This window comes from Paenibacillus sp. GP183, assembly GCF_900104695.1.
GTDB lineage: Bacteria > Bacillota > Bacilli > Paenibacillales > NBRC-103111 > Paenibacillus_AI.
The window spans coordinates 940,212-962,474 of record NZ_FNSW01000001.1 but is presented as its reverse complement, the minus strand read 5'-3'; the positions used below and the strand labels follow the sequence as shown (position 1 = coordinate 962,474).

Annotated in this window: 25 protein-coding genes and 1 riboswitch; of the genes, 23 read left to right on the top strand and 2 right to left on the bottom strand. The window is 46.5% G+C overall.

Annotated features, from left to right (window positions below; genetic code table 11):
- The first annotated feature begins 75 nt into the window (after positions 1–75).
- The 19 genes from BLV33_RS04700 to BLV33_RS04625 all read left to right on the top strand — a co-directional run bounded on the left by BLV33_RS04700 (position 76) and on the right by BLV33_RS04625 (position 16,741).
- Complete coding sequence (locus tag BLV33_RS04700) at positions 76–1,053, top strand: NAD(P)H-quinone oxidoreductase (RefSeq protein WP_090788737.1); 978 nt, start codon at positions 76–78, stop codon at positions 1,051–1,053.
- Between the two features lie 298 nt (positions 1,054–1,351).
- A complete protein-coding gene (locus BLV33_RS04695; RefSeq protein ID WP_090788734.1) occupies positions 1,352–2,581 on the top strand; it encodes an IS701 family transposase in 1,230 nt (409 codons plus the stop codon).
- 143 nt (positions 2,582–2,724) lie between these two features.
- Positions 2,725–3,351: a chromate transporter gene (locus BLV33_RS04690; RefSeq protein WP_090788730.1), complete on the top strand. Its 627-nt coding sequence runs from the start codon at positions 2,725–2,727 to the stop codon at positions 3,349–3,351.
- Positions 3,352–3,371: 20 nt separating this feature from the next.
- Complete coding sequence (locus BLV33_RS04685) at positions 3,372–3,911, top strand: chromate transporter (protein ID WP_090788728.1); 540 nt, start codon at positions 3,372–3,374, stop codon at positions 3,909–3,911.
- Between the two features lie 110 nt (positions 3,912–4,021).
- Positions 4,022–4,103: riboswitch (cyclic di-GMP riboswitch) on the top strand.
- A 78-nt stretch (positions 4,104–4,181) separates the two neighbouring features.
- On the top strand, positions 4,182–4,631 hold the full coding sequence (locus BLV33_RS04680; RefSeq protein ID WP_090788726.1) for a chemotaxis protein CheX: 450 nt from the start codon (positions 4,182–4,184) through the stop codon (positions 4,629–4,631).
- 119 nt (positions 4,632–4,750) lie between these two features.
- Complete coding sequence (locus BLV33_RS30400) at positions 4,751–4,882, top strand: hypothetical protein (protein WP_290439041.1); 132 nt, start codon at positions 4,751–4,753, stop codon at positions 4,880–4,882.
- Between the two features lie 153 nt (positions 4,883–5,035).
- Positions 5,036–5,485: a MarR family winged helix-turn-helix transcriptional regulator gene (locus tag BLV33_RS04675; protein WP_090788724.1), complete on the top strand. Its 450-nt coding sequence runs from the start codon at positions 5,036–5,038 to the stop codon at positions 5,483–5,485.
- Between the two features lie 29 nt (positions 5,486–5,514).
- On the top strand, positions 5,515–6,462 hold the full coding sequence (locus BLV33_RS04670; protein ID WP_090788722.1) for a ring-cleaving dioxygenase: 948 nt from the start codon (positions 5,515–5,517) through the stop codon (positions 6,460–6,462).
- A 1-nt stretch (position 6,463) separates the two neighbouring features.
- On the top strand, positions 6,464–7,078 hold the full coding sequence (locus tag BLV33_RS04665; protein ID WP_090788720.1) for an alpha/beta hydrolase: 615 nt from the start codon (positions 6,464–6,466) through the stop codon (positions 7,076–7,078).
- Positions 7,079–7,100: 22 nt separating this feature from the next.
- Positions 7,101–8,075 carry a ring-cleaving dioxygenase gene (locus tag BLV33_RS04660; protein ID WP_090788718.1) on the top strand — a complete coding sequence of 325 codons (975 nt, stop codon included), beginning with the start codon at positions 7,101–7,103 and terminating at the stop codon, positions 8,073–8,075.
- A gap of 220 nt (positions 8,076–8,295) precedes the next feature.
- Positions 8,296–9,669: an N-acetylmuramoyl-L-alanine amidase family protein gene (locus tag BLV33_RS04655; protein ID WP_171909013.1), complete on the top strand. Its 1,374-nt coding sequence runs from the start codon at positions 8,296–8,298 to the stop codon at positions 9,667–9,669.
- A gap of 126 nt (positions 9,670–9,795) precedes the next feature.
- Positions 9,796–10,692, top strand: a complete 897-nt coding sequence (locus BLV33_RS04650) for a diacylglycerol/lipid kinase family protein (RefSeq protein ID WP_090788714.1) — start codon at positions 9,796–9,798, stop codon at positions 10,690–10,692.
- Between the two features lie 169 nt (positions 10,693–10,861).
- Entirely contained in the window at positions 10,862–10,990 is a 129-nt protein-coding gene (locus BLV33_RS30395) for a hypothetical protein (protein ID WP_290439040.1), read from the top strand.
- A gap of 28 nt (positions 10,991–11,018) precedes the next feature.
- On the top strand, positions 11,019–13,448 hold the full coding sequence (locus BLV33_RS04645; RefSeq protein WP_090788711.1) for an alpha-mannosidase: 2,430 nt from the start codon (positions 11,019–11,021) through the stop codon (positions 13,446–13,448).
- 34 nt (positions 13,449–13,482) lie between these two features.
- On the top strand, positions 13,483–13,656 hold the full coding sequence (locus BLV33_RS29195; protein WP_171909012.1) for a hypothetical protein: 174 nt from the start codon (positions 13,483–13,485) through the stop codon (positions 13,654–13,656).
- Positions 13,631–13,897 (top strand): DeoR/GlpR family DNA-binding transcription regulator, encoded by a 267-nt coding sequence (locus BLV33_RS04640; RefSeq protein ID WP_090788709.1) that lies wholly within the window; start codon positions 13,631–13,633, stop codon positions 13,895–13,897. The genes BLV33_RS29195 and BLV33_RS04640 overlap by 26 nt, the downstream gene beginning before the upstream one ends.
- A gap of 19 nt (positions 13,898–13,916) precedes the next feature.
- Complete coding sequence (locus tag BLV33_RS04635; protein ID WP_090788707.1) at positions 13,917–14,552, top strand: D-sedoheptulose-7-phosphate isomerase; 636 nt, start codon at positions 13,917–13,919, stop codon at positions 14,550–14,552.
- Positions 14,549–15,523: an ROK family protein gene (locus BLV33_RS04630; protein WP_090788705.1), complete on the top strand. Its 975-nt coding sequence runs from the start codon at positions 14,549–14,551 to the stop codon at positions 15,521–15,523. Before BLV33_RS04635 ends, BLV33_RS04630 begins: the two co-directional genes overlap by 4 nt.
- A 246-nt stretch (positions 15,524–15,769) precedes the next feature.
- Positions 15,770–16,741: an aldo/keto reductase gene (locus BLV33_RS04625; protein ID WP_090788703.1), complete on the top strand. Its 972-nt coding sequence runs from the start codon at positions 15,770–15,772 to the stop codon at positions 16,739–16,741.
- An 89-nt stretch (positions 16,742–16,830) separates the two neighbouring features.
- Here the strand turns inward: BLV33_RS04625 and BLV33_RS04620 are convergent, their stop codons facing one another.
- Together BLV33_RS04620 and BLV33_RS04615 are read right to left on the bottom strand one after the other, a co-directional pair.
- Positions 16,831–17,478, bottom strand: a complete 648-nt coding sequence (locus BLV33_RS04620; protein WP_090788701.1) for a metal-dependent hydrolase — start codon at positions 17,476–17,478, stop codon at positions 16,831–16,833.
- 153 nt (positions 17,479–17,631) lie between these two features.
- Complete coding sequence (locus tag BLV33_RS04615; RefSeq protein WP_139305691.1) at positions 17,632–18,117, bottom strand: hypothetical protein; 486 nt, start codon at positions 18,115–18,117, stop codon at positions 17,632–17,634.
- Between the two features lie 141 nt (positions 18,118–18,258).
- On the opposite strand from BLV33_RS04615, the gene BLV33_RS04610 reads away from it, so the two are divergent.
- From BLV33_RS04610 to BLV33_RS04595, 4 genes are all read left to right on the top strand, one after another.
- Positions 18,259–18,585 carry a hypothetical protein gene (locus BLV33_RS04610; RefSeq protein ID WP_139305690.1) on the top strand — a complete coding sequence of 109 codons (327 nt, stop codon included), beginning with the start codon at positions 18,259–18,261 and terminating at the stop codon, positions 18,583–18,585.
- 186 nt (positions 18,586–18,771) lie between these two features.
- A complete protein-coding gene (locus BLV33_RS04605; RefSeq protein ID WP_090788697.1) occupies positions 18,772–19,446 on the top strand; it encodes a family 10 glycosylhydrolase in 675 nt (224 codons plus the stop codon).
- The gene (locus BLV33_RS04600; RefSeq protein ID WP_171909011.1) at positions 19,329–20,399 is read left to right on the top strand and encodes a family 10 glycosylhydrolase; all 1,071 of its coding nucleotides are present in this window, start codon (positions 19,329–19,331) and stop codon (positions 20,397–20,399) included. Before BLV33_RS04605 ends, BLV33_RS04600 begins: the two co-directional genes overlap by 118 nt.
- 72 nt (positions 20,400–20,471) lie before the next feature.
- Positions 20,472–22,070: a response regulator gene (locus BLV33_RS04595; RefSeq protein ID WP_090788693.1), complete on the top strand. Its 1,599-nt coding sequence runs from the start codon at positions 20,472–20,474 to the stop codon at positions 22,068–22,070.
- Positions 22,071–22,263 lie beyond the last annotated feature (193 nt).

Sequence of the window (22,263 nt, the reverse complement as noted above, 5' to 3'; positions counted from 1 at the left end):
CACAGCTAATGCAGCCCGGTAATCCGCGGCTGCATTAAACATTTTAAGAAGCTGCGAGAGAATGGAGGAAAACTTATGAAAGCTGTACTTATAGATGAAACAACGCATCAATTGTACCTGGGACAAGCTGACGATCCTGTGATGTCCGATACAGATTTACTCGTCAATATCAAAGCAACAGCGCTGAATCGTGCGGACCTGCTGCAGAAGCGAGGGCTTTACCCGCCGCCTGAAGGAGCTTCACCCATTCTCGGCATGGAAATGGCCGGAGTGGTGGAACAAGTCGGCAGTAAGGTCAGCGGCTGGAAAGCGGGAGATCGCGTCTGTGCTCTACTGCCGGGAGGCGGCTATGCCGAGCGTGTCAGCATTCCGGCCGGGATGGCGATTCGCATTCCAGATACTTTTACATATGAAGAAGCCGCTGCCATACCTGAAGTGTTTCTGACGGCTTACTTGAACCTTTTTTTGCTTGGCGGCTTGAAGCCTAAGCAAACCGTATTGATCCACGCGGGTGCGAGCGGAGTCGGGACAGCAGCGATTCAGCTTGTCCTAGAGGCAGGAGCAGCCTCCATCGTAACGGCAGGCAACAATGAGAAACGGAATGCTTGCCTTCAGCTTGGTGCGAGCAGGACCATTGATTATAAAGCGGGTCCGTTTGCACCCATGGTTATGGAAGCAACACAAGGTAAAGGCGTAGATATCATTTTAGATTTCATCGGTGCAGCTTATTGGGAAGAGAATCTTAAATCACTTGCAGTCGATGGTCGATTAATCCTCATTGGGATGATGGGTGGAAGTAAGGTGAAAGAATTGGATCTGGGCTTGCTGCTAAGACGGCGGCTTCAGGTCATCGGTACCACGCTTCGCTCCAAATCACCCGAGGAAAAAATACGCTTGACCGAACAATTTACGGCATTCGCACTGCCGCTTTTTGAAAAAGGAAATCTGAAGCCAGTCATTGATTCTATTTGGGATTGGGAACAGGCCAATAAAGCTCATGAACATATGGAACAAAATAAAAACACAGGAAAAATAATTTTACGTATACAATGACTTAAAAGTATGACCACTAAAACGATAGGTATTCTCGACTTAAGTTCATTATATATAAAAGTGATCACATTATTAAATTTGATTTATTCATATCAAGGTTATTTATATTGATTATTTGTAATTATTCAACATCTTTACTTGAGTGTTGCGAAAATATTGCCGTCGATGACCGCAGATTTAGGGTAGAAATTTAGAAGCTTCGTCGAATCCATAAACAGAAGAAGGACATCGCCTTTGGATAGAGAAATTGTCGTTTACCACAACTACAATTTCCAAGAAAAGGAGATGTCCCAATCTCATGGTATCCCTCTACTTGCCTATCGTCAAGTTCATTTTAGCCTTGAAGCTGGAATTTTCTAAACCACAGCTTGGTCATCTGTTTACCCTCATTCACGGCATCATTCTTTGTGCCGGCCGTAAAAATATGACACAAATTCAGCAAGCTGCCCGAGGAGATCGTCACCTCAGTAATGTCACGAATTTTTTGAATCATTCGCCATGGTGCGTTAATCGCATGCAGCGCCGACGCATGCAATTCATAATGGATAAGATTCGCGATAAACGAGCAAAGAGCGGTGACACTCGACAACTTGTATTCTTCATCGTGGATGATACTTGCTGTAAGAAGGAAACCTCGACGAAGAAAATGGAAGCCCTCAGCTTTCAATACTCACACGAAGCCGGAAAATCAGTCTGGTGCCACTGCGTTGTCACTGCTCACATTGTAAGCGAAGGCAGTTCCTATGCTTGGGATTTTCGTCCCTATTACCGTGAAGAATATTGCGAGGAGCACCGCTTATCATTCAAAAGCAAGAACGATCTCGCTCTTGAAATGATTGAAGCATTCCCGGCTTCGAAAGACGAACAAGTTTACGTTCTGATGGATAGCTGGTACACCAGTGAGAAGGTCATTAATGCCTGTAACCTCAAGGGTTTTCATGTCATCGCCGCTGTAAAGACGAATCGACTGATCTGCGTCAGCGGTATAACGATCTCCATGGTTGATTTCGCTGTCCAGTATCTTCGCAAGTCTGACCTCCGCTCCGTTACGGTGGAAAGTCAGGGAACGTACTGGGTTTATGAATATGAAGGACCATTAAGCGAAATGGAAAACGTCAAAGCTCTGCTGTCTTGGAAAGATGAATATGCCGATTCGAGCAAACCTCAGGTTTGTCTCCTGTGTACGGATTTAAGCTTGGATCTCGTCACGATCCAACGCTATTATCACGTACGATGGAACATCGAAACCGGCTATCGCTATTTCAAAGAACTGCTGGGCTTTGACCACTATCAGTTGCTCTCATTTGCAGGCATTCAACGGTTTTGGACCATTCAGTATCTGACGCAGAACTTTCTGGAATCTCAGCGTCAGGACTGGATGAAGAGCGACAAGCATCTTACGCTTGGAGATGTGGTGTACAGAATCCGGCAAGAGTATTTCGGGCAGATCATCGTATACGTGTATCAACAAGCCCTAGAGAAAAAGCCCCTATTCGACATCCTTAAGCATCTCAAGATACCTGCCTGAGCAAGCGAGTTTCCCGTCATGCTACAAGTCTGCCCATTTTCGAAAGTTTCGTTGGAAATCGCAAGACTCAAGCATCTTTATTCCAAATTAGAATAAAGATGTTTATAATGAAATAAGGTAAGCTATGCAAAGGGTGATACCTTATGAATAAATACAAAGATAGCACATGGATCAAACAATGGGACTTATTCTGGTCGTTCCTGCTTATAAGCCCAATTACGTTTGGCGGAGGCTACGCCATGCTTCCTTCTATCGAACGTATCGCTGTGGATCAAAAAGGATGGCTGACTGCGGATGAAATGGTTGAGGCTGTTGCCATTTCCGGGGCAGCCCCCGGTGGAATAGGTGTCAACGCAGCGGCTTATATCGGTTATAAAGTCATGGGGTGGCGTGGGATGCTGTCTGCCTTGGCAGGCATCATGCTGCCAACATCTATCATTGTTCTTGGATTGGCCATCTTCTTCATGAACATGCGGGATAATCTGAAGGTTCAAGCTGCATTACAAGGGATTCAAATAGGTGTTATCGCTTTGATAGCTTATGCCGGTGTTAAAATGGTTCGTGCTGCCTTCATTGACAAAGCCTCTATACTGTTATTTATTATCAGCCTAAGCGGTCTTCTTTACTTCGGTGTTCATCCATTCTTTATTCTTCTATTCGGGGCATTGGCAGGTGTTTCATGGATGAGAGTTAAAGTAAGTATGGGATATCCGGCATCAATCGAAAAGCCTCAAACGATGAATGACTATTACTTCGGAGATGGGATTTAATCCAGAGCGGGAGTGCTTCCATGTTGATATGGTCATTATTTTGGTCTTTTCTTAAAATTGGATTTATCTCTTTTGGCGGCGGTTTTGCCATGATCCCCGTGATTCACTATGAAGTAACAGCTCATCAATGGATGACCGATGCGCAGTATGCGGAGGGCGTAGCAATTGCTGGAATGGCACCTGGACCCATTGCGACGAATACGGCAATATTTGTTGGTTATCATATAGCCGGGATCATGGGTAGTCTCTCCGCCGCAATAGGTATGATTCTGCCGTCGATCTTTGCAATAGTACTTTTTAGCTTTGTTTTTTATAAACTGGCCGGCAATAAAGATTTCAAGTCGGCCTTATATGGACTTCGACCGGTTATTTGCGGACTCATTTTTTTTGCAGCCTTTCGTCTTGCTTTAGCGAACCCGCATGTGAGCGGATGGTCATGGAGCTCGTTGGTTGCCGCTCTTTTCTTTATAGCAGCTTTCACAGCTATAAATCGATTTAAAATGCATCCTTTTTCCATGATTCTGCTTTCAGGACTTGTCGGAATTGCCCTTTACGGCTAATTTAATGAATCCTTTCGTGACTAACGAACTAATAAAATTAATTTTTTTGTCGAAAATAGTTCTTTTTTCACAGGACTTGTGATATGATGTTGAAAATGAATAATGTGCATCAGTGATAAAGGCAAACCTATTGAAAGGTAGGGACGCAAAGCTACAGGCCTAAGGATTTTCTACGGCAGCTGGGTTACCAATGGATAGCGGATACTAACTACCCAATTGGCGTAGTTTTTTTTGTTTGTTTAAAACACACAAAAGGGGGTTGTATCCGCGGTGGAAGCCAATTTTATTAATCCGTTTCTTTTTTCATCCGTTTATGTCATCGAATCCGTTATCCAAATAAAACCATCCATTGGCAAAATAAAAGTATCGGAAATTCGCGAGATTGAAAATACTTTACTCCTTAAGATCGGCATAGTAGGTCAAATTGAGAGAGATGTATTGTTTGGCTTTCCGAAATATATGATTATGAAAATAGTTTCCAAGATGATGGGCGGCTACACGGTAACCGAATATGATGAGATGTGCCAAAGCGCTTTGGCGGAACTCGGAAATATGATCACAGGAAATGCAAGCTCCATGCTCATGGATGAAGGGTATAAAGTTGACATAACACCTCCCAATATAATTGATGATATGACAAAATACAGGGGAATAAAAGCATTCCAGATCCCACTCCAAATTGAATCCATAGGGGAATTTAACATAAGCATAACCGTATAAAGTATACTTTTGATAGATTTTAAGGTATACTGAATATGACAATAAAATCCAAGACCAGCCAGCTAACCTGACATTTCTTCATATTTTCTGCAAAAAGAATGAGAAAGAGGCGGTGTTTCATGGATGACATGATACTTGAAATAAGGTTGGAAGAGCAGTTGGAAAGACAGCAGCGTATACGGGAGCAAATCGAAAAGTTGTCTTCATTGATTAAGATAGATTCTCAGGAAACTTCGGAAAATAATAAATAGTATTTACATAGAGCTGTCTCAGAGTCATTTAAATTGACTTAGGGATAGCTTTTATTATTTCAGGTGATACTTAGGCGTGACTTGACAAATATTTTGAACTATATATCTTTAATTTAAAATAATTAAACTTAAGATAGTTTAGGGGTGATTGACATGCCGGAACATGTAGAACTGGAACAAACTGCGTCATTGAAATTGTTTGTGGTTCTGTCCAAGGCTTATAAAACCATTATGGACAGGGCAATCAAAGACATGAAGCAGCAAGGAATGTCTCCTTCCGAGTTCACGGTGCTGGAGGTTTTGTACAGCAAGGGAAAATTTCCGTTGCAGCAAATTGGCGATAAAATATTGGTTACAAGCGGTAGTGTCACCTACAATATCGATAAACTCGAAAAAAAGGGTTTATTGAAACGGGTTCCCTGCGAGGAAGACAGAAGAGTTATTTACGCGGAAATAACGGAAGCTGGAACCGAGTTGTTTGACCGTATCTTTCCAAATCATGCGAAGTTGGTCAATACGGTGATGAGCGGCCTTTCTCTGAACGAAAAACAGCAGGCTGCCGAATTACTTAAGAAGTTGGGAAAAGGAGCGGCAGGAAGTTAAAAACGTTAAAACTTAAGGAGGCGATTCACATGACTTTGCAAACTGCAGGCATTCATCACATCACTGCCTTTGCCCGAAACCCACAGGAAACCGTAGACTTTTACGCAGGAATTCTGGGTTTACGTTTGGTTAAAAAAACAATCAACTTTGACGCACCTGAGGTATACCATCTTTATTTTGGCGATCATGCAGGAAATCCTGGTACGATCATTACATTCTTCCCATGGCCTAATTCCCGAAAAGGCCGAATCGGAGGAGGCCAAGTTGGCATTACTACCTATGCAATACCTATAGGCTCCCTTGGATTCTGGGAGGAGCGACTGAACAAGTTCGGAATTTCGTTAAAGAAAAGCACAAGATTTTCGGAGAATTATCTTCAATTTCAGGATAACGACGGGTTGAATTTGGAGCTTGTCGAACGTAAAGAGGGTGCTGTCAGTGAATGGTCATTTGGCGGTATTCCGGCTGATAAAGCCATTAAGGGATTTGGAGGAGCTGTATTGTTCAGCGTAAATCCGGCCAAAACTATGGACGTGCTCGAGCATGTACTTGGGTTGAAGAAAGTTGGCGAAGACGTTCAATATGCTCGTTTCCAAGCTTCAGGGACGATCGGCAACCTGATAGATGTTTCTCTGACCCAGATGGATATGGGCGCAGGAGGAGCAGGTACTGTTCATCATATAGCCTGGCGTGCCAAGGATTTTGAAGAGCACACGCTGTGGCGGAACACGGTTATCGAGCATGGCTTTCAACCAACCCAAATTATCGACCGCCAATACTTTAATGCGATTTATTTTCGTGAAGGCGGGGGTATCCTGTTTGAAATTGCAACGGATCCACCTGGATTTGATAATGATGAAACACCTGAAGCCTTAGGGGAAAAGCTCATGCTGCCGGAATGGTTTGAGAAGAACCGTCAGAACATCGAAAGCAATCTGCTCCCCATTCAAGTAAGAACATTAGCGGAGGAAAAATGACATGAAACATATTTTCCAAAAAGGCGCCGATACAAATGCGCCGACACTAGTCCTCTTTCACGGAACCGGTGGAACGGAGCAAGATTTACTTCCGCTCGCCAAGAAAATCTCACCTGCATCCTCGGTGCTCAGCCTTAGAGGCAGCGTATCGGAGAATGGGATGCCGCGTTTTTTCAAACGATTGGCTGAAGGCGTATTCGACATCGAGGATTTGATTGTGCGGACAAAGGAAGTTAATGAGTTTCTTGATCAGGCCGCTGAGCAATATAAGTTTGACCGCGGCAATCTGGTTGCATTGGGTTACTCGAATGGAGCCAATATAGCAGGCAGTCTGCTCTTTCATTATGAGCATGCACTCAAGGGTGCATTGCTCCATCATCCTATGGTTCCTAGGAGAGGCATCGAGCTTCCTGACCTTGCGGGAACACCAATCTTCATTGGCGCCGGAACCAATGATCCGCTTTGTCCGCCTCAGGAATCCATAGATCTGGAGAAGCTTCTGAGTTCTGCCGGAGCTTCGGTAACTCTGCATTGGGAGAATTTCGGTCATCAGCTGTCTGCTTCCGAGGTTGAAGCCGCGGCGTCCTGGTTCAGAGAACAATGGCCAGTTAACTAACTTATGAAAGGATGTTTTATCCATGAACGTAAAAGGCATTCATCATCTCTCAGCAATGACTGGGAACGCTGCCGATAATTTTAAATTTTATACAGAGGTTCTGGGCATGCGGCTTGTCAAAAAAACAGTCAACCAAGATGATACTACTGCTTATCATTTGTTTTATGGAGATGAGAGAGGCAATCCGGGTACAGAGCTTACTTTCTTTGATTTTCCGGAGATCGGCCCAAAGAAGGAAGGAGTAGGCAGCATTTCCGGAACGTCTCTGCGGGTTGCCAGTGATGATGCTCTGCAATATTGGGAGAAGAGACTCACAGCATTAGACGTTAAACACGCTTCCATATCTGAACTGGCCGGCCGAAATGTGTTGATGTTTGAAGATCCTGAAGGCCAGAAGCTTTCGCTTGTTTCAGATGAAAAGAACGCAGGGGTTCAAGGCGGAATCCCATGGGACAAAAGCCCGGTTCCTGCCGAATTCGGTATTAGAGGCTTAGGTCCGGTTAAGCTAACCGTAAGAAAGCCCGAATCGACCCTGTCCGCGCTTAGCCTCCTTGGTTTTACGGAGAAAAACCGTATTCCCGCATGGGTTGAAGGACAACCGGACGTGATCATCATGCAGGCGGGTGAAGGAGGATCTGGTGCAGAAGTTCAGGTCGAGCCTCGGAGCGACCTTTCGGCAGCAGGTCTTGGGAAAGGCGGTGTGCATCACGTTGCATTTCGGATCGAGGACAAAGAGGAATTGCTGGCCTGGATCGAAATTCTGAATCGGGCGGGATTGCCGAACTCCGGATTTGTGGAAAGATATTATTTCCGTTCCCTGTATTTCCGTGAGCCCAACGGCATTCTGTTTGAACTCGCAACGGACGGACCGGGATTCGCTACAGATGAACCCTTTGAGACGCTGGGTGAGACGCTGGCGCTGCCGCCGTTTTTAGAGAATCAACGCAAATCCATTGAAGCGAACTTGAAACCATTAAACACTAAACGCTCCGTTTGATAAAAAGTAAGAAGAACTAGATTAGTTATTCAGAGGTAAAAAGAACCGTGTAATTCACGATGATGAAAATCGTGAATTTACGCGGTTTTTATTTACCCCGATTTTTCGCAAATGAAACAGCTTTTTTGACATTTGAAGATTTATTTCGCAACTTTTTTCCAAGATTTACGTCTAATTTTAAGACGCTAACGCAGAATCTATTACATAGAAGAGGTGAATGATGAAAAAAATAGTTTTCTCCGTATTATCCCTGCTGCTTGTTCTCAGTTTTATGTTGCCCCAGATTTCTCAGGCTGCCACCGCTGGATCCAATATTCCGCTGTATTTAAATGAAAATCTATTAACACCTGAGGTTTCGCCGATACTTGTTGGAAATACCACCATGGTCCCCATCCGCATAATTTCTGAAAATTTGGGTGCCAAGGTCACCTGGACTCAGGAGGAATCCAAAGTTACCATTCAAAAAGGACTCAATCAAATCATTTTATGGATTAATAAAAATGAATCTCTCGTCAATGCGAAGAAATACCCGCTGGAAGAAGCACCGCAGTTAATTGCAGGAAATACACTTGTTCCGGTCCGCCTAATTGCCGAGAATCTAGGTCTTGACGTGAAATGGGACAACACTACTCACTCTGTCCATATGGTGAAAACTGCAGACGGATCGACTCCTGGTACTGTACAGCCGCCGCCTATTGTGCCTGTAGACCCTAATCCTAATCATTATCCCGAACTTAGCTCCATCGTTTTGTCAGGGAATCAATTGCAAGTGCAAGCTTCGGGACCGATTTCTTCGAAGGTTTTTTATGTAGCTGGTCCGGACAGGCTGGTTATGGATATTCCAGCTTCGACTTTTAGCAGCACTGTACCTAAGCCACTGCCGAATACTAATGTAGAAATTCCGGTTGCCAACCATCCGTTAATTTCAAAAATCCGTTATGCATATAATGATCCTGCAACCTCTACAATTAGAATCGTGATTGATTTAAAAAGAAAAGCAGGCTTCACGCAGGTTGATAACGGAACAACAGGCAAGTTATCAATAAACATAGCCGAAACGAAATACAAAGTAGTCATTGATGCCGGTCATGGCGATCAAGACCCTGGTGCGAAGTCCGTAACCGGTAAAAAAGAAAAAGATTTCAATTTAGCCATGTCATTGAAGGTACAAGCTTTATTGCAGCAAAACCCAAGTATCGAAGTGGTTATGACGCGCACGACAGATACCTTCATCCCGCTTGCTGGGCGTGTCGATATTGCACAGAAGGCAGGAGCGGACATTTTCGTTTCGATCCACGCCAACGCTTGGATGGCTTCCTCTCGCGGTACCGAAACTTATTATAACCGTCAGGAAAGCATTCCTCTCGCCGATGCCATTCATCGTTATTTGGCTCCAGCTACCGGATTCCCGGATAGCGGAGTTCGCTATGGCAATTTCCATGTCATTCGCGAAACTACGATGCCTGCCGTACTGCTGGAGGTTGGATACTTGACCAATGTGATTGAAGATGCAGCCTTGTCGAATGAAGACTTCAGAAACCGTGTTGCTGATTCTATCGTTAATGGCATTAAAGATTATTTGAAAGTGAAATAATAGTTACGTTATATTGAAGCCGTCATTTAGGCGAGGATGATCCTCAGCTTGGATGACGGCTTTTTGCAAAGGGAATATTAGATTCTAATTGATACAGCTTTAGAGTAAATATAAGGGAGTTTATAAATGAAAAAAGCAATGATTATCGCCAATCCCCATGCGGGGAGCTCCAGCTATTTCAAGGATCACCTGGCGGAGATTAAATCCATACTTAGGGATCGATATACGGAATTGGAAGTTCTTTGGACGGAAAAAGAGGGTGATGGAGCTGCTTGGGTACGAGGACATGCTCATTCCTGGGATGTCGTCATCGCTTCGGGCGGAGACGGCACTCTCCATGAAATCGGCGGAGCAGTTGCAGGCTTGGAGGAAAACCGACCTGCCTTCGGGATACTTCCTGGAGGAACATGTAATGACTTTGCCCGTGCGCTTGGCATGGACATGGATCCGGTAGCGGCCGCGAAACAGCTTGCCGTCTCCCCGGTGATCCCCGTAGATGTCGGGCTTGCGGATGGCAGGTATTTTTTGAATTTTTGGGGAATCGGACTCATTACACAAACTTCAGCTTCCATAAGCCCTGATTTGAAAAAGGATGTTGGGCGATTCTCATACTACCTGAGCGCTTTACAGCAAATTACTTCTGAACCTTCAAAGTTTAGGCTGAATGTAAAAAGCGATGCCTATGAGTTTGACAATGACGCCGTCATGCTGCTCGCGAGCAATGGGCCATTCACCGGAGGAATTCGCGCCTTCTTCCCGGAAAGCCGGGTAAATAACGGGGTTCTGGATGTGTTAATTGTCGAAGCACTCAACATCGGATCTATTGCAGCATTGGTCGGGACTAAACTAATCGGTATGACGCCTAATACCGATGGTCTGCATTATTTTCAGACGGATCGCTTATCCGTCTCATGTGATCCTGATCAAGAAATCGATTGCGACGGTGAAAGGGGGAAGCGGACTCCGAGCGACATTCAGATTCTGCCTGGCCGGTTAAACGTTATTTGGGGCGGTAGAGGGTAAAGTGAGATTGAACTAAATTAAAGCACATTCGAAGGCATCTAAAGTGCAAAGATGCCCCAAGATCAAGATCGAGATGTAGCTTTGATAGAATCAGGTGCAGAATTGTACCTTGAAGGAGAACTTTTAGAAGATGATGCAAGCGCTTCCAAAATTCTGAAAAAGGATTGCCATGGCTTGGCTGACAGATCTGATGGAGAACGATCTGAAAGAACTGGTTACGGATTCTGACGGAGGGATACGCATTCCGCTTAAACCTTGGGGGCTTCAGACCGTAAGATTCCTAATGGAAAACCAATAAATATTCCTTGTAAAGGCAGGGGTTACAAATGAAACATCAAAAATTTCACATGATCGGCAATGCCCATCTCGATCCGGTTTGGTTATGGCAATGGCAGGAAGGCTTTCAGGAAACGAAAGCGACATTTCGCTCTGCGCTCGATCGTATGAAGGAATTTCCCGATTTTATTTTTACGTCCAGCTCGGCAGCATATTACGAATGGGTCGAGGACAATGATCCCAAGATGTTTGAAGAAATCAAGGTGCGTGTGAAGGAAGGCCGCTGGCAAATCGTCGGCGGTTGGTGGATTCAGCCTGACTGCAACATCCCGGGCGGAGAATCGTTTGTCCGCCAGGGCTTGTATGGGCAGCGTTATTTTAAAGAGAAACTCGGTGTCACCGCGAAGGTCGGCTACAATGTCGACAGCTTCGGACATCACGGGATGCTGCCGCAGATCCTGCAGAAAAGCGGAATGCCGTACTATGTGTTCATGCGCCCCATGCCTAATGAAAAGGGTTTGCCAGCGCGCACGTTTCATTGGGAGTCCGACGACGGTTCCCGCGTTCTTGCCTTCCGTATCCCTTTCGAATACTGCACTTGGGGGAAGGATCTGGAGAAGCATATTCGCCGCTGCATGATCGAGGTTAAAGATCCTTTCAATGAGATGATGGTGTTCTACGGTGTCGGCAATCACGGCGGCGGTCCAACGAAGGAAAATATCGAGAGCATCCAGCGGATGAACGCAGAGGGAGAGTTACCTACGCTTCATTTCGGCGGCCCGAATGAATATTTTGCCGATATGGCCGCCAGCGGTCTCCAGTTTCCGGTCGTACACGACGATCTTCAGCATCACGCAAGCGGCTGTTATGCAGCACATTCGGGCATCAAGCAGTGGAATCGCCAAGCGGAAAACAAGCTGATCGCCGCAGAGAAATGGTCAGCTCTGGCTGAGCGCATAACGGGTCAAAAATATCCTGCCAACTTCGGTTTAGCCTGGAAAAATGTGCTGTTCAACCAGTTCCACGATATTCTCGCCGGCACGAGTCTTGAACCCGCTTATGAAGATGCCCGCAATATGCATGGAGAAGCGATGTCGATTGCCGAGCGCGGACTGAATTATGCCATCCAATCGTTTTCCTGGAACATAGGCATCGAGCAGGAGGAAGGCATGAAACCTCTCGTTATTTTCAATCCGCATTCGTGGCCGAGCAAGATTAACATTGAGCACGAGGTCGGCGGAGTCAAGGATACATCCATCCTGGTTGATCATACCGGCAAACAGATTCCGTTCCAGACCGTGCAATCGCAGGCAACCTCCGGTGGACGTTTCCGATTGAGCTTTATTGCCGAGCTTCCACCGATGGGGTATCGCGTGTACAAGCTGCTTCAAACAAGCAATCAGGCGAAGCTTGCTGCAGCTCCCATCAAAGCCAACGATTACTCGCTCGAAAATGACCGGCTGCGTCTTGAATTCGATCCCAAAACGGGCTTTATCTCCAGCCTTTTCGATAAAAAGGTGAATTACGAGGTGTTCCGTGAACCGGCTGCGCGTCCAGTCGTGATTGAGGATACCACGGATACCTGGAGTCATAATGTATTCCACTTTAATAAGGTCATCGGCGATTTCAAAGCGACAAGCGTACAAAGCGTCGAACACGGGCCCGTGAAATCAGTGATTCGTGTTTCGAGTGAGTACGGAGGCTCCAAGCTTGTGCAGGATTTTACGCTGTATAAAGAGCTGGATTATGTGGATGTGAAAGTAACCGTGGACTGGCGTGAGCATTTCAAAATGCTGAAGCTTGTTTTCCCGATCAACCTTATTTTCACAAAGCAAACCTACGAAATTCCATACGGCTTCAAGGAACGCGAACATAACGGAGAGGAAGAGCCCGGCCAAAGCTGGGTCGATTATGGCGGTATTCTTCGCGAATCCGGCACATCCTACGGGGTATCCCTGATCAACGATGCGAAATACAGCTACAGCATCTTGAACAAGGAGCTTGCCATGACGGTGCTGCGCAGCCCTATCTATGCTCACCACGATCCGCTCGTCCCCGATCCGAACGGACATTATTCGTTCATCGATCAAGGTATTCAGCAGTTTAACTATCGTCTGCTGCCGCATGAGGGCTGTTGGGAGCATGCCGCTACTGTGAAGCTTTCTCTTGAGTTTAATCAGAGTCCGACCACGATTATCGAATCGTATCACGAGGGCGCATTGCAGCAGCAGGACTCCTTCCTTTCGGTCGATCAGGATAATATCATTGTGAGCGTTGTGAAAAAAGCGGAGGACAACGACGATCTGATTATACGAGCCTATGAAGCGACCAAAACAGCGACTATAGCCACGATCCGCCTGCCAAAATGGAACCGGGTTGTAGATGCGGACTTCGGGCCGTGCGAGATTAAAACGTTCCGTATACCCAATAACGACAATCAACCGGTGATCGAAACGAACCTTATCGAATGGCAGGAATAAGCCGCTGGATCAAGGATGTGAAGGGAGCCCAATTATGCCGGGTCAAATAAGCTTAATCGGCAGCGATTGGCTGTATAAGGATTTTGTCGGCGAAGACTGGATCTGGAGCAACTCGGGAAAACCCGACACCCGAGACTACCGCTTCTGGCGCAAAGGCTCGGTTCCAGGTTCAGTGCTGCATAATGGCGCGGAAGCCGCATTCAACTGAGGTAGGCAATCTGGTCAGAAAATCGATGAGCCTGATCGGTCCGCAAACGGAAATAGAGCTGCAAAAATATAATGCTCACTATGCCTTTCTCGGTACTTCCGGTATATCACAAAGCAAAGGTTTTACCAGCTCCGACTTGTATGAAGCCGAGGTAAAACGGGCGATGTTCGCCGCGGGGCAAAAGGTTGTCATAGCAGCCGACCACAGCAAATTCGAAAGACAGGGACTCATCCACGTGTAAAGAGAAAGGGGAAATGACCATGAATCCGGTTTTGCAAAAGCTGATCGATAAATATCCTGAATTGGACGCATGCTTACCCGATATTGACCGGATGACAGCATTGATGACGGAATCCTTCCGACAAGGCGGCCAAGCGTTGCTTTGCGGCAATGGCGGAAGCGCAGCGGACTGTGAGCACATTGTCGGCGAGCTCATGAAGGGCTTCATGCTGAAACGCCCGATTACCACTGCCATGCGTGCAACATTTCAGGAGCTGTTTCCGCAAGATGCGGCATTTTTGTCCGATCATCTTCAAGGAGCGCTGCCTGCGATTTCTCTTGTGAGCCATACGGCGCTGTCTACGGCTTTTAACAATGATATTTCTCCTGAAATGGTATTTGCCCAGCAGGTGTTTGGCTATGGCCGGAAAGGCGATGTGTTGATCGGTTTAAGCACCTCGGGCAGCTCTGCGAATGTCGTCCGGGCCATGCAGGTGGCGAAAGCGAAGGGACTGCATACCGTTGCACTCACTGGACAGAGCGGCGGCAAGCTAAAGGATCTTTGCGATGTAACGATCCGCGTTCCCTGGAACAGCACACCGGATATTCAGGAGCGCCATCAGCCGATTTATCATGCTCTTTGCATCGTATTGGAAGAGGAGTTTTTCACGTCATGAGAATTATTGTTGCAGGTATAGATATCGGCGGCACGAAGTGCGCAGTCAGCTTGGGCAAACTGGGGAAGCCGGGAGAACGCATCGAGCTGCTGGGGAAAAAAAGGTTTCCGACGCCCAGTAGTCCTCAAACGACAATTTCGCTGTTTATGGCTGGTTTGGACGAACTGCTTGAACAGCACCAGGTGACATTGTCAGCCATCGGCATTAGCTGCGGCGGACCGCTGAGCAGCAAATCGGGCTTGATCTTGTCGCCTCCGAATTTGCCGGGCTGGGACTGCATCGATATCGTGAGCCCGTTTCGCGAACGCTACGGTGTTCCAACCGGGCTGCAGAATGACGCCAACGCCTGTGCGTTGGCGGAATGGAAATGGGGAGCCGGAGTCGGCTGCAGCCATATGATCTTCCTTACCTTTGGAACAGGGATGGGAGCGGGGCTGATCTTGAATGACCGGCTCTATGCCGGTACGAATGATATGGCCGGCGAGGTCGGACATATTCGGCTTGCCGAGAACGGCCCCATCGGCTTCGGCAAGGCCGGATCGTTCGAGGGCTATTGCAGCGGCGGCGGCATCGCACGGCTCGCGCAAAAGATGGCAGCGAGCCGTCTGCAGGCAGGCGAAGCTTCGCTTTTTTGCAGCAGCGAGGCTGAGCTGGGAGCCATTACTGCGCAGCAGGTTGGCGAAGCTGCCGGGCAAGGGGATCCGCTGGCTGTGGAAATTTTCCTAATTGTAGGCACCCAATTGGGACGTGGACTCGCTTTGCTGGTGGATACGCTCAATCCCCAGCGCATTGTGATTGGAAGCATTTATGGTCGTCAGCAGCAAATTCTTGAACCCATTGTTATGAAGGAGCTGAGCCGGGAAGCACTGTCGATCTCGCTTCAGGTCTGTGAGATTGTTCCTGCCGGACTAGGCGAGCAAGTTGGTGATTACGCCAGCCTCTCAGTTGCTTTATTTCAATTGGACAATTAGCAATAGGTTAAAGGAGCTGAGAAAACGATGATTCAACTTGCAGAGAATTTGTATGTTTATGAGATAAACCTCTATATCGAGGTCTTTCGAAGATGAGCGACCGCGTATATAGGTAGGTTTGTTCGCCACTAAGAAATTCGATTTCGGAGATCCGAAATGTTATACTTTTTTATGTGTTATTGAAATGTCAGTGAATGATTTCAATACCGTTATTGCAATTGCAAAACATTAAGGAGGTAGTGTCCATTGAATTATAGAACTCTTGGTAAGACCGGTTTACAAGTATCGGAAATCGGTTATGGAGCTTGGGGAATCGGCAAAACCAGCTGGATAGGCGCAAATGACGATGAATCCTTGCAGGCTCTTCGCAAGGCCATCGATTTGGGTTTGAATTTTATCGATACCGCCCTGGTCTATGGGAATGGACACAGCGAGCAGCTGGTCGGCCGGATCGTCAAGGAACGTTCGGAAGAGATCTACATTGCTTCGAAGATCCCGGCGAAAAATTACCAGTGGCCCGCTCAGGCAGGTGTCCCGGTAGAAGAAACCTATCCGGGAGATCATATTATTGCGTCTACTGAAACCAGCCTTCGAAATCTCGGATTAGAGACGATCGATATTCAACAATTCCACGTCTGGTCTGACGAATGGGTAGGAAAAGGCGACTGGCTTGAAGCCGTCAGCAGGCTTAAACAGCAAGGAAAGATTCGTTTCTTTGGAGTTTCCATCAACGATCATCAACCGGAAAATGCCATCAAGTTAATTGAAAGCGGCGTGGTGGATACGGTTCAGGTTATTTACAATATTTTCGATCAAAGCCCGGAGGACAGCCTCTTACCCGCCTGTGAAAAGCATAATGTGGGTGTCATCGTTCGTGTACCGTTGGATGAAGGGGGATTGACAGGCAGAATTACACCTGAAAGTACATTCGAGCAGGGTGATTTTCGAAAGGATTACTTCAGAGGCAATCGGACCAAAGAAGTATATGAACGAGTTGAGCAAATAGCTTCCGATCTCAACATTTCTGTTGATCAGATGGCCGAAACTTCCCTTCGTTACATACTCAGCCATCCAGCTGTGTCAACCGTCATACCTGGCATGCGTTCGATCAGTAACGTTGAACGAAATTGCGAAGTTGGAGACGGACGAGGACTTCCCCAAGACCAAGTCGACAAGCTTAAAGCCCACCGCTGGATTCGCAACTTTTATAAAGCTTGATCAATTTCGACCGTCCAACAGCTCTAATGCTTGGACGGTCTTTTTTTGAAAAAGTCTTTAATGCCATTAAGTAAAGTAGGTGCCTTAAATCAGAGATGCAGCTTGATGGACTTCTTGAAAATCGGGAAAAACCATTTAACACCCTTCGGTGTCAACGTATCCGCAAGCAGATGAGACAAGTAACCAACGATTGAAACGAGAGCAATGCCTTCGATTTGAAGCTGATGCTCTAAACCCAATCCGATTTCTCCCCACAAAATGAGTGCCCAAAGGGTATGGCTCAGTCCTCTATGCTTTAACCAGGGAACAACCGCTATGAACAGCCCGAACCCTATCAGCCAATTCATATTAAACAGCCAACCCGCATAAATAAGACAGCAGCCGAATACGCTGATCATCGCATTGCGAATGATCCCTGCCTTCGTAACAAAACCAAGCAGAAACAACATGACTGAGACGGAAGAAAACTCCGGATAAAATAAATGAAGCTTGAAATACAGATAAACGGCGGCTGCGGTCAGAAAAATACCTGTCCATAGAACAAGCTCTCTTAGAAGTCTGGTTATCTTCCCAAGCTTGCTGGTTATCATGCTCTCCCCGTCGAGATCGGCACTCAAGGCAGAAAATGTCGATACCGCCATATACAAAACGGCATTCTTTAAAGTAAAGGGTTGGTAGTACGCAGCTGCAACCATTCCGATTGCACAGCCAATGATGAGATGTGTAGATCCTTTCATGCTTCCTCCGATCTTTGTGAATTTAATGAATAGTCTGATTATACAAACGTATGTTTGCTAGATTATAATACTTTTTTCACCATCGATGGACAAGTGTAAATGTACCTAAATCGTGGCAGGTTGCTGAGGCAGTCTACTAATAAAGAGATTCTTTTAACTGGTATGATTAGATTTAACTCTGACCGTTGTTACAAATGTAATCTCAGGTATGTTATAAATTTCGGCAAGTGTCCTAAGTCGATTGTAGATGGTTTTAAGGACAATAGAATCCATTTCTAGAGGATTATCTTCATAGGGAAGATAGTCGCTCGTTCCTACTTTTATTACATAGTTACTATCTCTCAATTCAGATTTAATAATTTTGGTATGGTCAAATCCATTATTTGAAATATAGTGGGTTTGATTAATGGCGGACATAAACAGTTGGGCGCAGCGTGTACTTATCTGATATTGTTTCTGGTTGCCAAAGCCGTCATTAAAGGTGATTGCTCTATAGTCAGTATCGATCGAGTCCTTTTTAAGGTATACTATTTCATGAATTTCAAATCCTTCAATTAGAAGACGAATGACAAGAGCGTCCTGTGGATTAATGCATTGGGTTTCAACAAAAAGCAACTTGGCTAACAATTGTTCACGCACTTGTATTTTCAATCCTTTCAAAGATGTAATTGTTGTCAGAATCAAAGACTAACATAATCCCGTTAAAAAGTTGGTCGAATGATGTTGTCAAAACCATGTATTTTATGAATGTCAGATCGTTAAAAAGCGGAGGGATGGACTATGTTAATTCGGTTGCTGGAATCATCAGATGCAGAGATTTATCGAGAAATTCGCCTGGATTCCCTAAAGGAAAGTCCCGAATCATTCTTAACGACTTATGAAATCGAGAGTGAAAGACCCATTGAACAATTTCGACAAAATCTGATTGCATCCGATTCCAGGTTTACAGTGGGTGCTTTTATGAATAATGAGTTGGTGGGGGTAGTAACGTTTGTGCGGGAAAGTAAATTAAAAATAAAACGCTATGTATGTTTCCCCAAAAAACCGTGGGCAAGGGATAGGCAAATCTCTAAATGCTTTAAAATCGGGAGATCTGTATTGGGATGATGATTTAATGTACCTTCGATTTATGGAAGAGATTATATCTATTTAAGGTGCATTTTTGCACCTTATTTTATTAAATTCAGAATTATCTCATAATACCAAAGAAAGTAACCATTATACCCTATCAAGTCCAACCGCGATATGATATTTTCTATACCAAACAAACAATAAAAGAAGGGAGATAAGTGTATGTCTGAGCAAGAAACAGACCGGTGTTTGGAACAGGCGGAAAGGCTTATTGCAAAGGCGCAAAAGACAATAAAGGAGAATTGGGACGCATTTGTAAATGCTCGATTTGACCTGGCAAGGGAGCATGTACAAAGGGCGCTTCAACTGCTTGAGGATGCGTTGGCGCTTCAGGAAACCGACTATGATGCTTGCATGAGAGTTGCGGCGCAGGCGTCCAAAGCGGCGGTGGACGGTTATTTCCTGGCTCTGCCGAGCAGAGTGGCGGAAGCTCGAGGGGTTTGGTACCGCCCAAAGGAACAAAGCCGTGAGGATGTGTGCCGCACCTTGGACCAGATGCAAGCTGCCGGCTTGAACGAGTTATATCTTGAAGCCTGGTTCTGGGGGTATACAATTTATCCGAGCCCTGCGGCTGCAGCCAGACAGGTGGAGAACCAGCACCCTGCTTTTCGGGGATGGGATCCCCTTGAGGCTTTCGTGAAGGAGGCTCGACAAAGGGGAATTGCCGTACATGCTTGGCTGGACGGATTCATGGTCGGCGTCGACCAAATGGAGGGCCGGTGCTTCGGGTTTTTCCCGAATGGTCAGCGCTTTCGAGAGACCAGTTTGATTCCGAAAAGCCCTTGCCTCAGCCGGAAACCGGTTACTTTTGGCTCGATATCACGAATCCCCAAGTGAGGCGGTATTTGCTGGACATCATGAGAGAAATGGTTACAATATATGGGGTTGCCGGAGTTAATCTTGATTTTATGCGGTTTCCGCAGGCCTTGGATTGGAAGAAAACCTACTGCTTTACCAAGCATGCTCGTGAGGCATTTGAGCGGGAGTATGGAATGGACCCTATTGGAATTCATGCGATGCGTCAGCAGGATCATTGGAAAACGTGGACCGATTGGCTGGAAAAAATGGAAGACGATTTTGTGATCGACTTGTACAAGGAACTGAAAAAAATCTGTTCACAGGTGATCGTGTCGGCAGCACCGGAGCCGGGAGCGGAGTCCGAGAAAATCGGAAACTGGTCGCGGCATGTCGATGTCGTGATTCCACAGGCTTATTATGCAAGCTCCTCTGAAGTTCGGGAATCGGTCCTGCTGCATAAAAACGAGCTGTTGCCAGGCAACCTGATTTACAGTGGAATATACCCGATGTATGTTCGAATGGGAGCGCAGGATACTGTTGACCAGGTACTTGCTGCGCGGGATTTGGATAATGGGTCAGTGATTTTTGCATTCGGCCAAGCGAGTGAGGAAGCAATCCATGCTCTGCGCATGGGTCCGTGGAGAAACAAGGCGATATCCACCGGATTGTTTCCGCTGCGAGCGATCCAAGCATTGCTGGAATCGGCAAGAACGGATGTGGAGCAGGTTTACATTCTGCGCGGGGCTGTGAGCTGTACGGCTGCTTTTAAAATTGAAAACAGACTGGATGCCGCACTTGATTGTCTGCAAAGGTATGCTGGAGCTGATGATGGGATTAGCGTATTGGAGACCACGATGGCAGAATTCACAGAATGGCTGGGGAAAGGGATGAAATCGGGGATTATTCACTCGACGGCCGTGCTGCAGCTGACTAAAACTTTAGGGGAAGTCAGGGAGCTTCTGCTTTACTCCCGAATCAAGCAAGTGAAGTAAGTTGGCAGGAAAATAAAGTGCCGGGAACGAATGATTGTTGAACACATCCTATCTCTCAAGGAGTTTACGGCTATGAATTTATTAATTGTGGAGGACGAAGTCCGCCTCAGAAACGCGCTCGCCAACAACATTCCTTGGGACAAGTACGGAATCGAGGTTGTCGGGCAGGCTGGCAGCGGGACGGAAGCGCTGCGGCTGATCGACCGCAAAAAGCCCGAGATCATCTTGTTGGATCTGCAGATGCCTGAGATGGATGGGCTTACTCTGGCCAGACAACTTCGCCAAGCCGACCCTTTTCTGAAAATCATTGTTCTCAGCGGCCATGACGATTTCGCATACGCCCAAGCGGCACTGGAGCTCGGCGTCATGAAGTACCTGTTAAAACCGGCAGGGGATGAGGACATTTTGAACACGGTGCTCGAAGCAGCTGAACGGCTCAAGAGCGAGCTTGAGCAGCGCCATAACGAGGATGAGCTAAAGCAAAAATGGGAGCTGCACCTTCCCTACCTGGTCAATGAATTTTTCCAGGGCTGGCTGAACGGCAAATACGTGCCATGGGAAATCGAACAGAAAAGCAGGGACCTGCAGCTGGATTTGCAAAATGACGACCAGTACGCTGTCGCAGTAGTCGATATGGACCCGCTGTCGAAGGATGAAACCCGTTTCAGCAGGAGGGATGTATCCCTGCTTCAATTTTCTCTGGGCAGTATTGTAAAGGAATCGCTTTCGACATCTCCCTGTTGGGTGTCTACAGATTTTGCGGGCTGCACGGTCGTTGTGTTCCGGCTTGTTGGAGATGAAATGCCCAACGTAGCCCTGCAGAAAATCAATGCGATGACTCAAAAATTGCTGTTTTCTGTACAAAGCATTCTCAAACTCAGTGCGAGTGCGGGGATCAGCGGGACCACTGGCGGTTGGGAAGATATGAACAAGCTGTATATGCAGGCGGTTCGAGCGTTACAGAACCGTATCGTGCTTGGACATGACCTGGCGATCCCATACCGGGAAGAGCAGGGGAGAGAGCCCGTATTGACGCTGCAGCCCAACCTGGAGAAAGCGCTGGAAATCGCACTCGAAACGGGAGATGAAGATAAGGCGAGCGAAACATTAACAACCCTATGGGATGGCGGCATGGAGAAAGCGGAATCTGTTGAGGAAATGCATGAGCACATATTGTATTTCGAAAGCCTTTTTGTCCGCATGATCCAGAAACAAGGCTGGCCGGTGCGGGAAGTGGCCGGTGAGGACTACGTCTATTTCCACAATCTCCGAGAGCTGACGGCAAAGGAACAAATACTGTTCTGGCTGCAGCGAATAATTAGGTCTTATTTGGCCTATGCCAACCAGAGAAGAAAATCGACAAGCCATGGAATGATCAAGACCATACTAACTTTGGTCGAAAATGAAATCGACCAGGAAATGACGCTGCATGCTGTCGCCGACCGACTGTATGTCAATTCATCCTACCTTAGCCGTCTCTTCAAACAGGAAACAGGTAAGGCCTTTTCCACTTACGTGCTGGAACGAAAAATGGAGCGGGCCAAGGCAATCCTGCAGGAGGGATCGCGGGTATACGATGCCGCAGCCGCAGTTGGATATAGGGACGTGAGTTATTTTACAAGAGTATTCCGCAAATATTGGGGCGTGACGCCCGGGGAAGTCCGCAATTGATTTCCCTGCAAGCCATTCGGCAGCCTTCTCTGTTCATTGGGGAAGGTTTTTTTGTGTTTTGGCAGCGAGAAGTTATGAAAGTACCAAAACAAGTAATATTACTCTAATTCGCAAAAAAAAGGCGGATGATACACTAAATACACTACATCTAAGAAAGACAGGCAAAAGGAGGGCGCATCTTGAAAGAAACTGC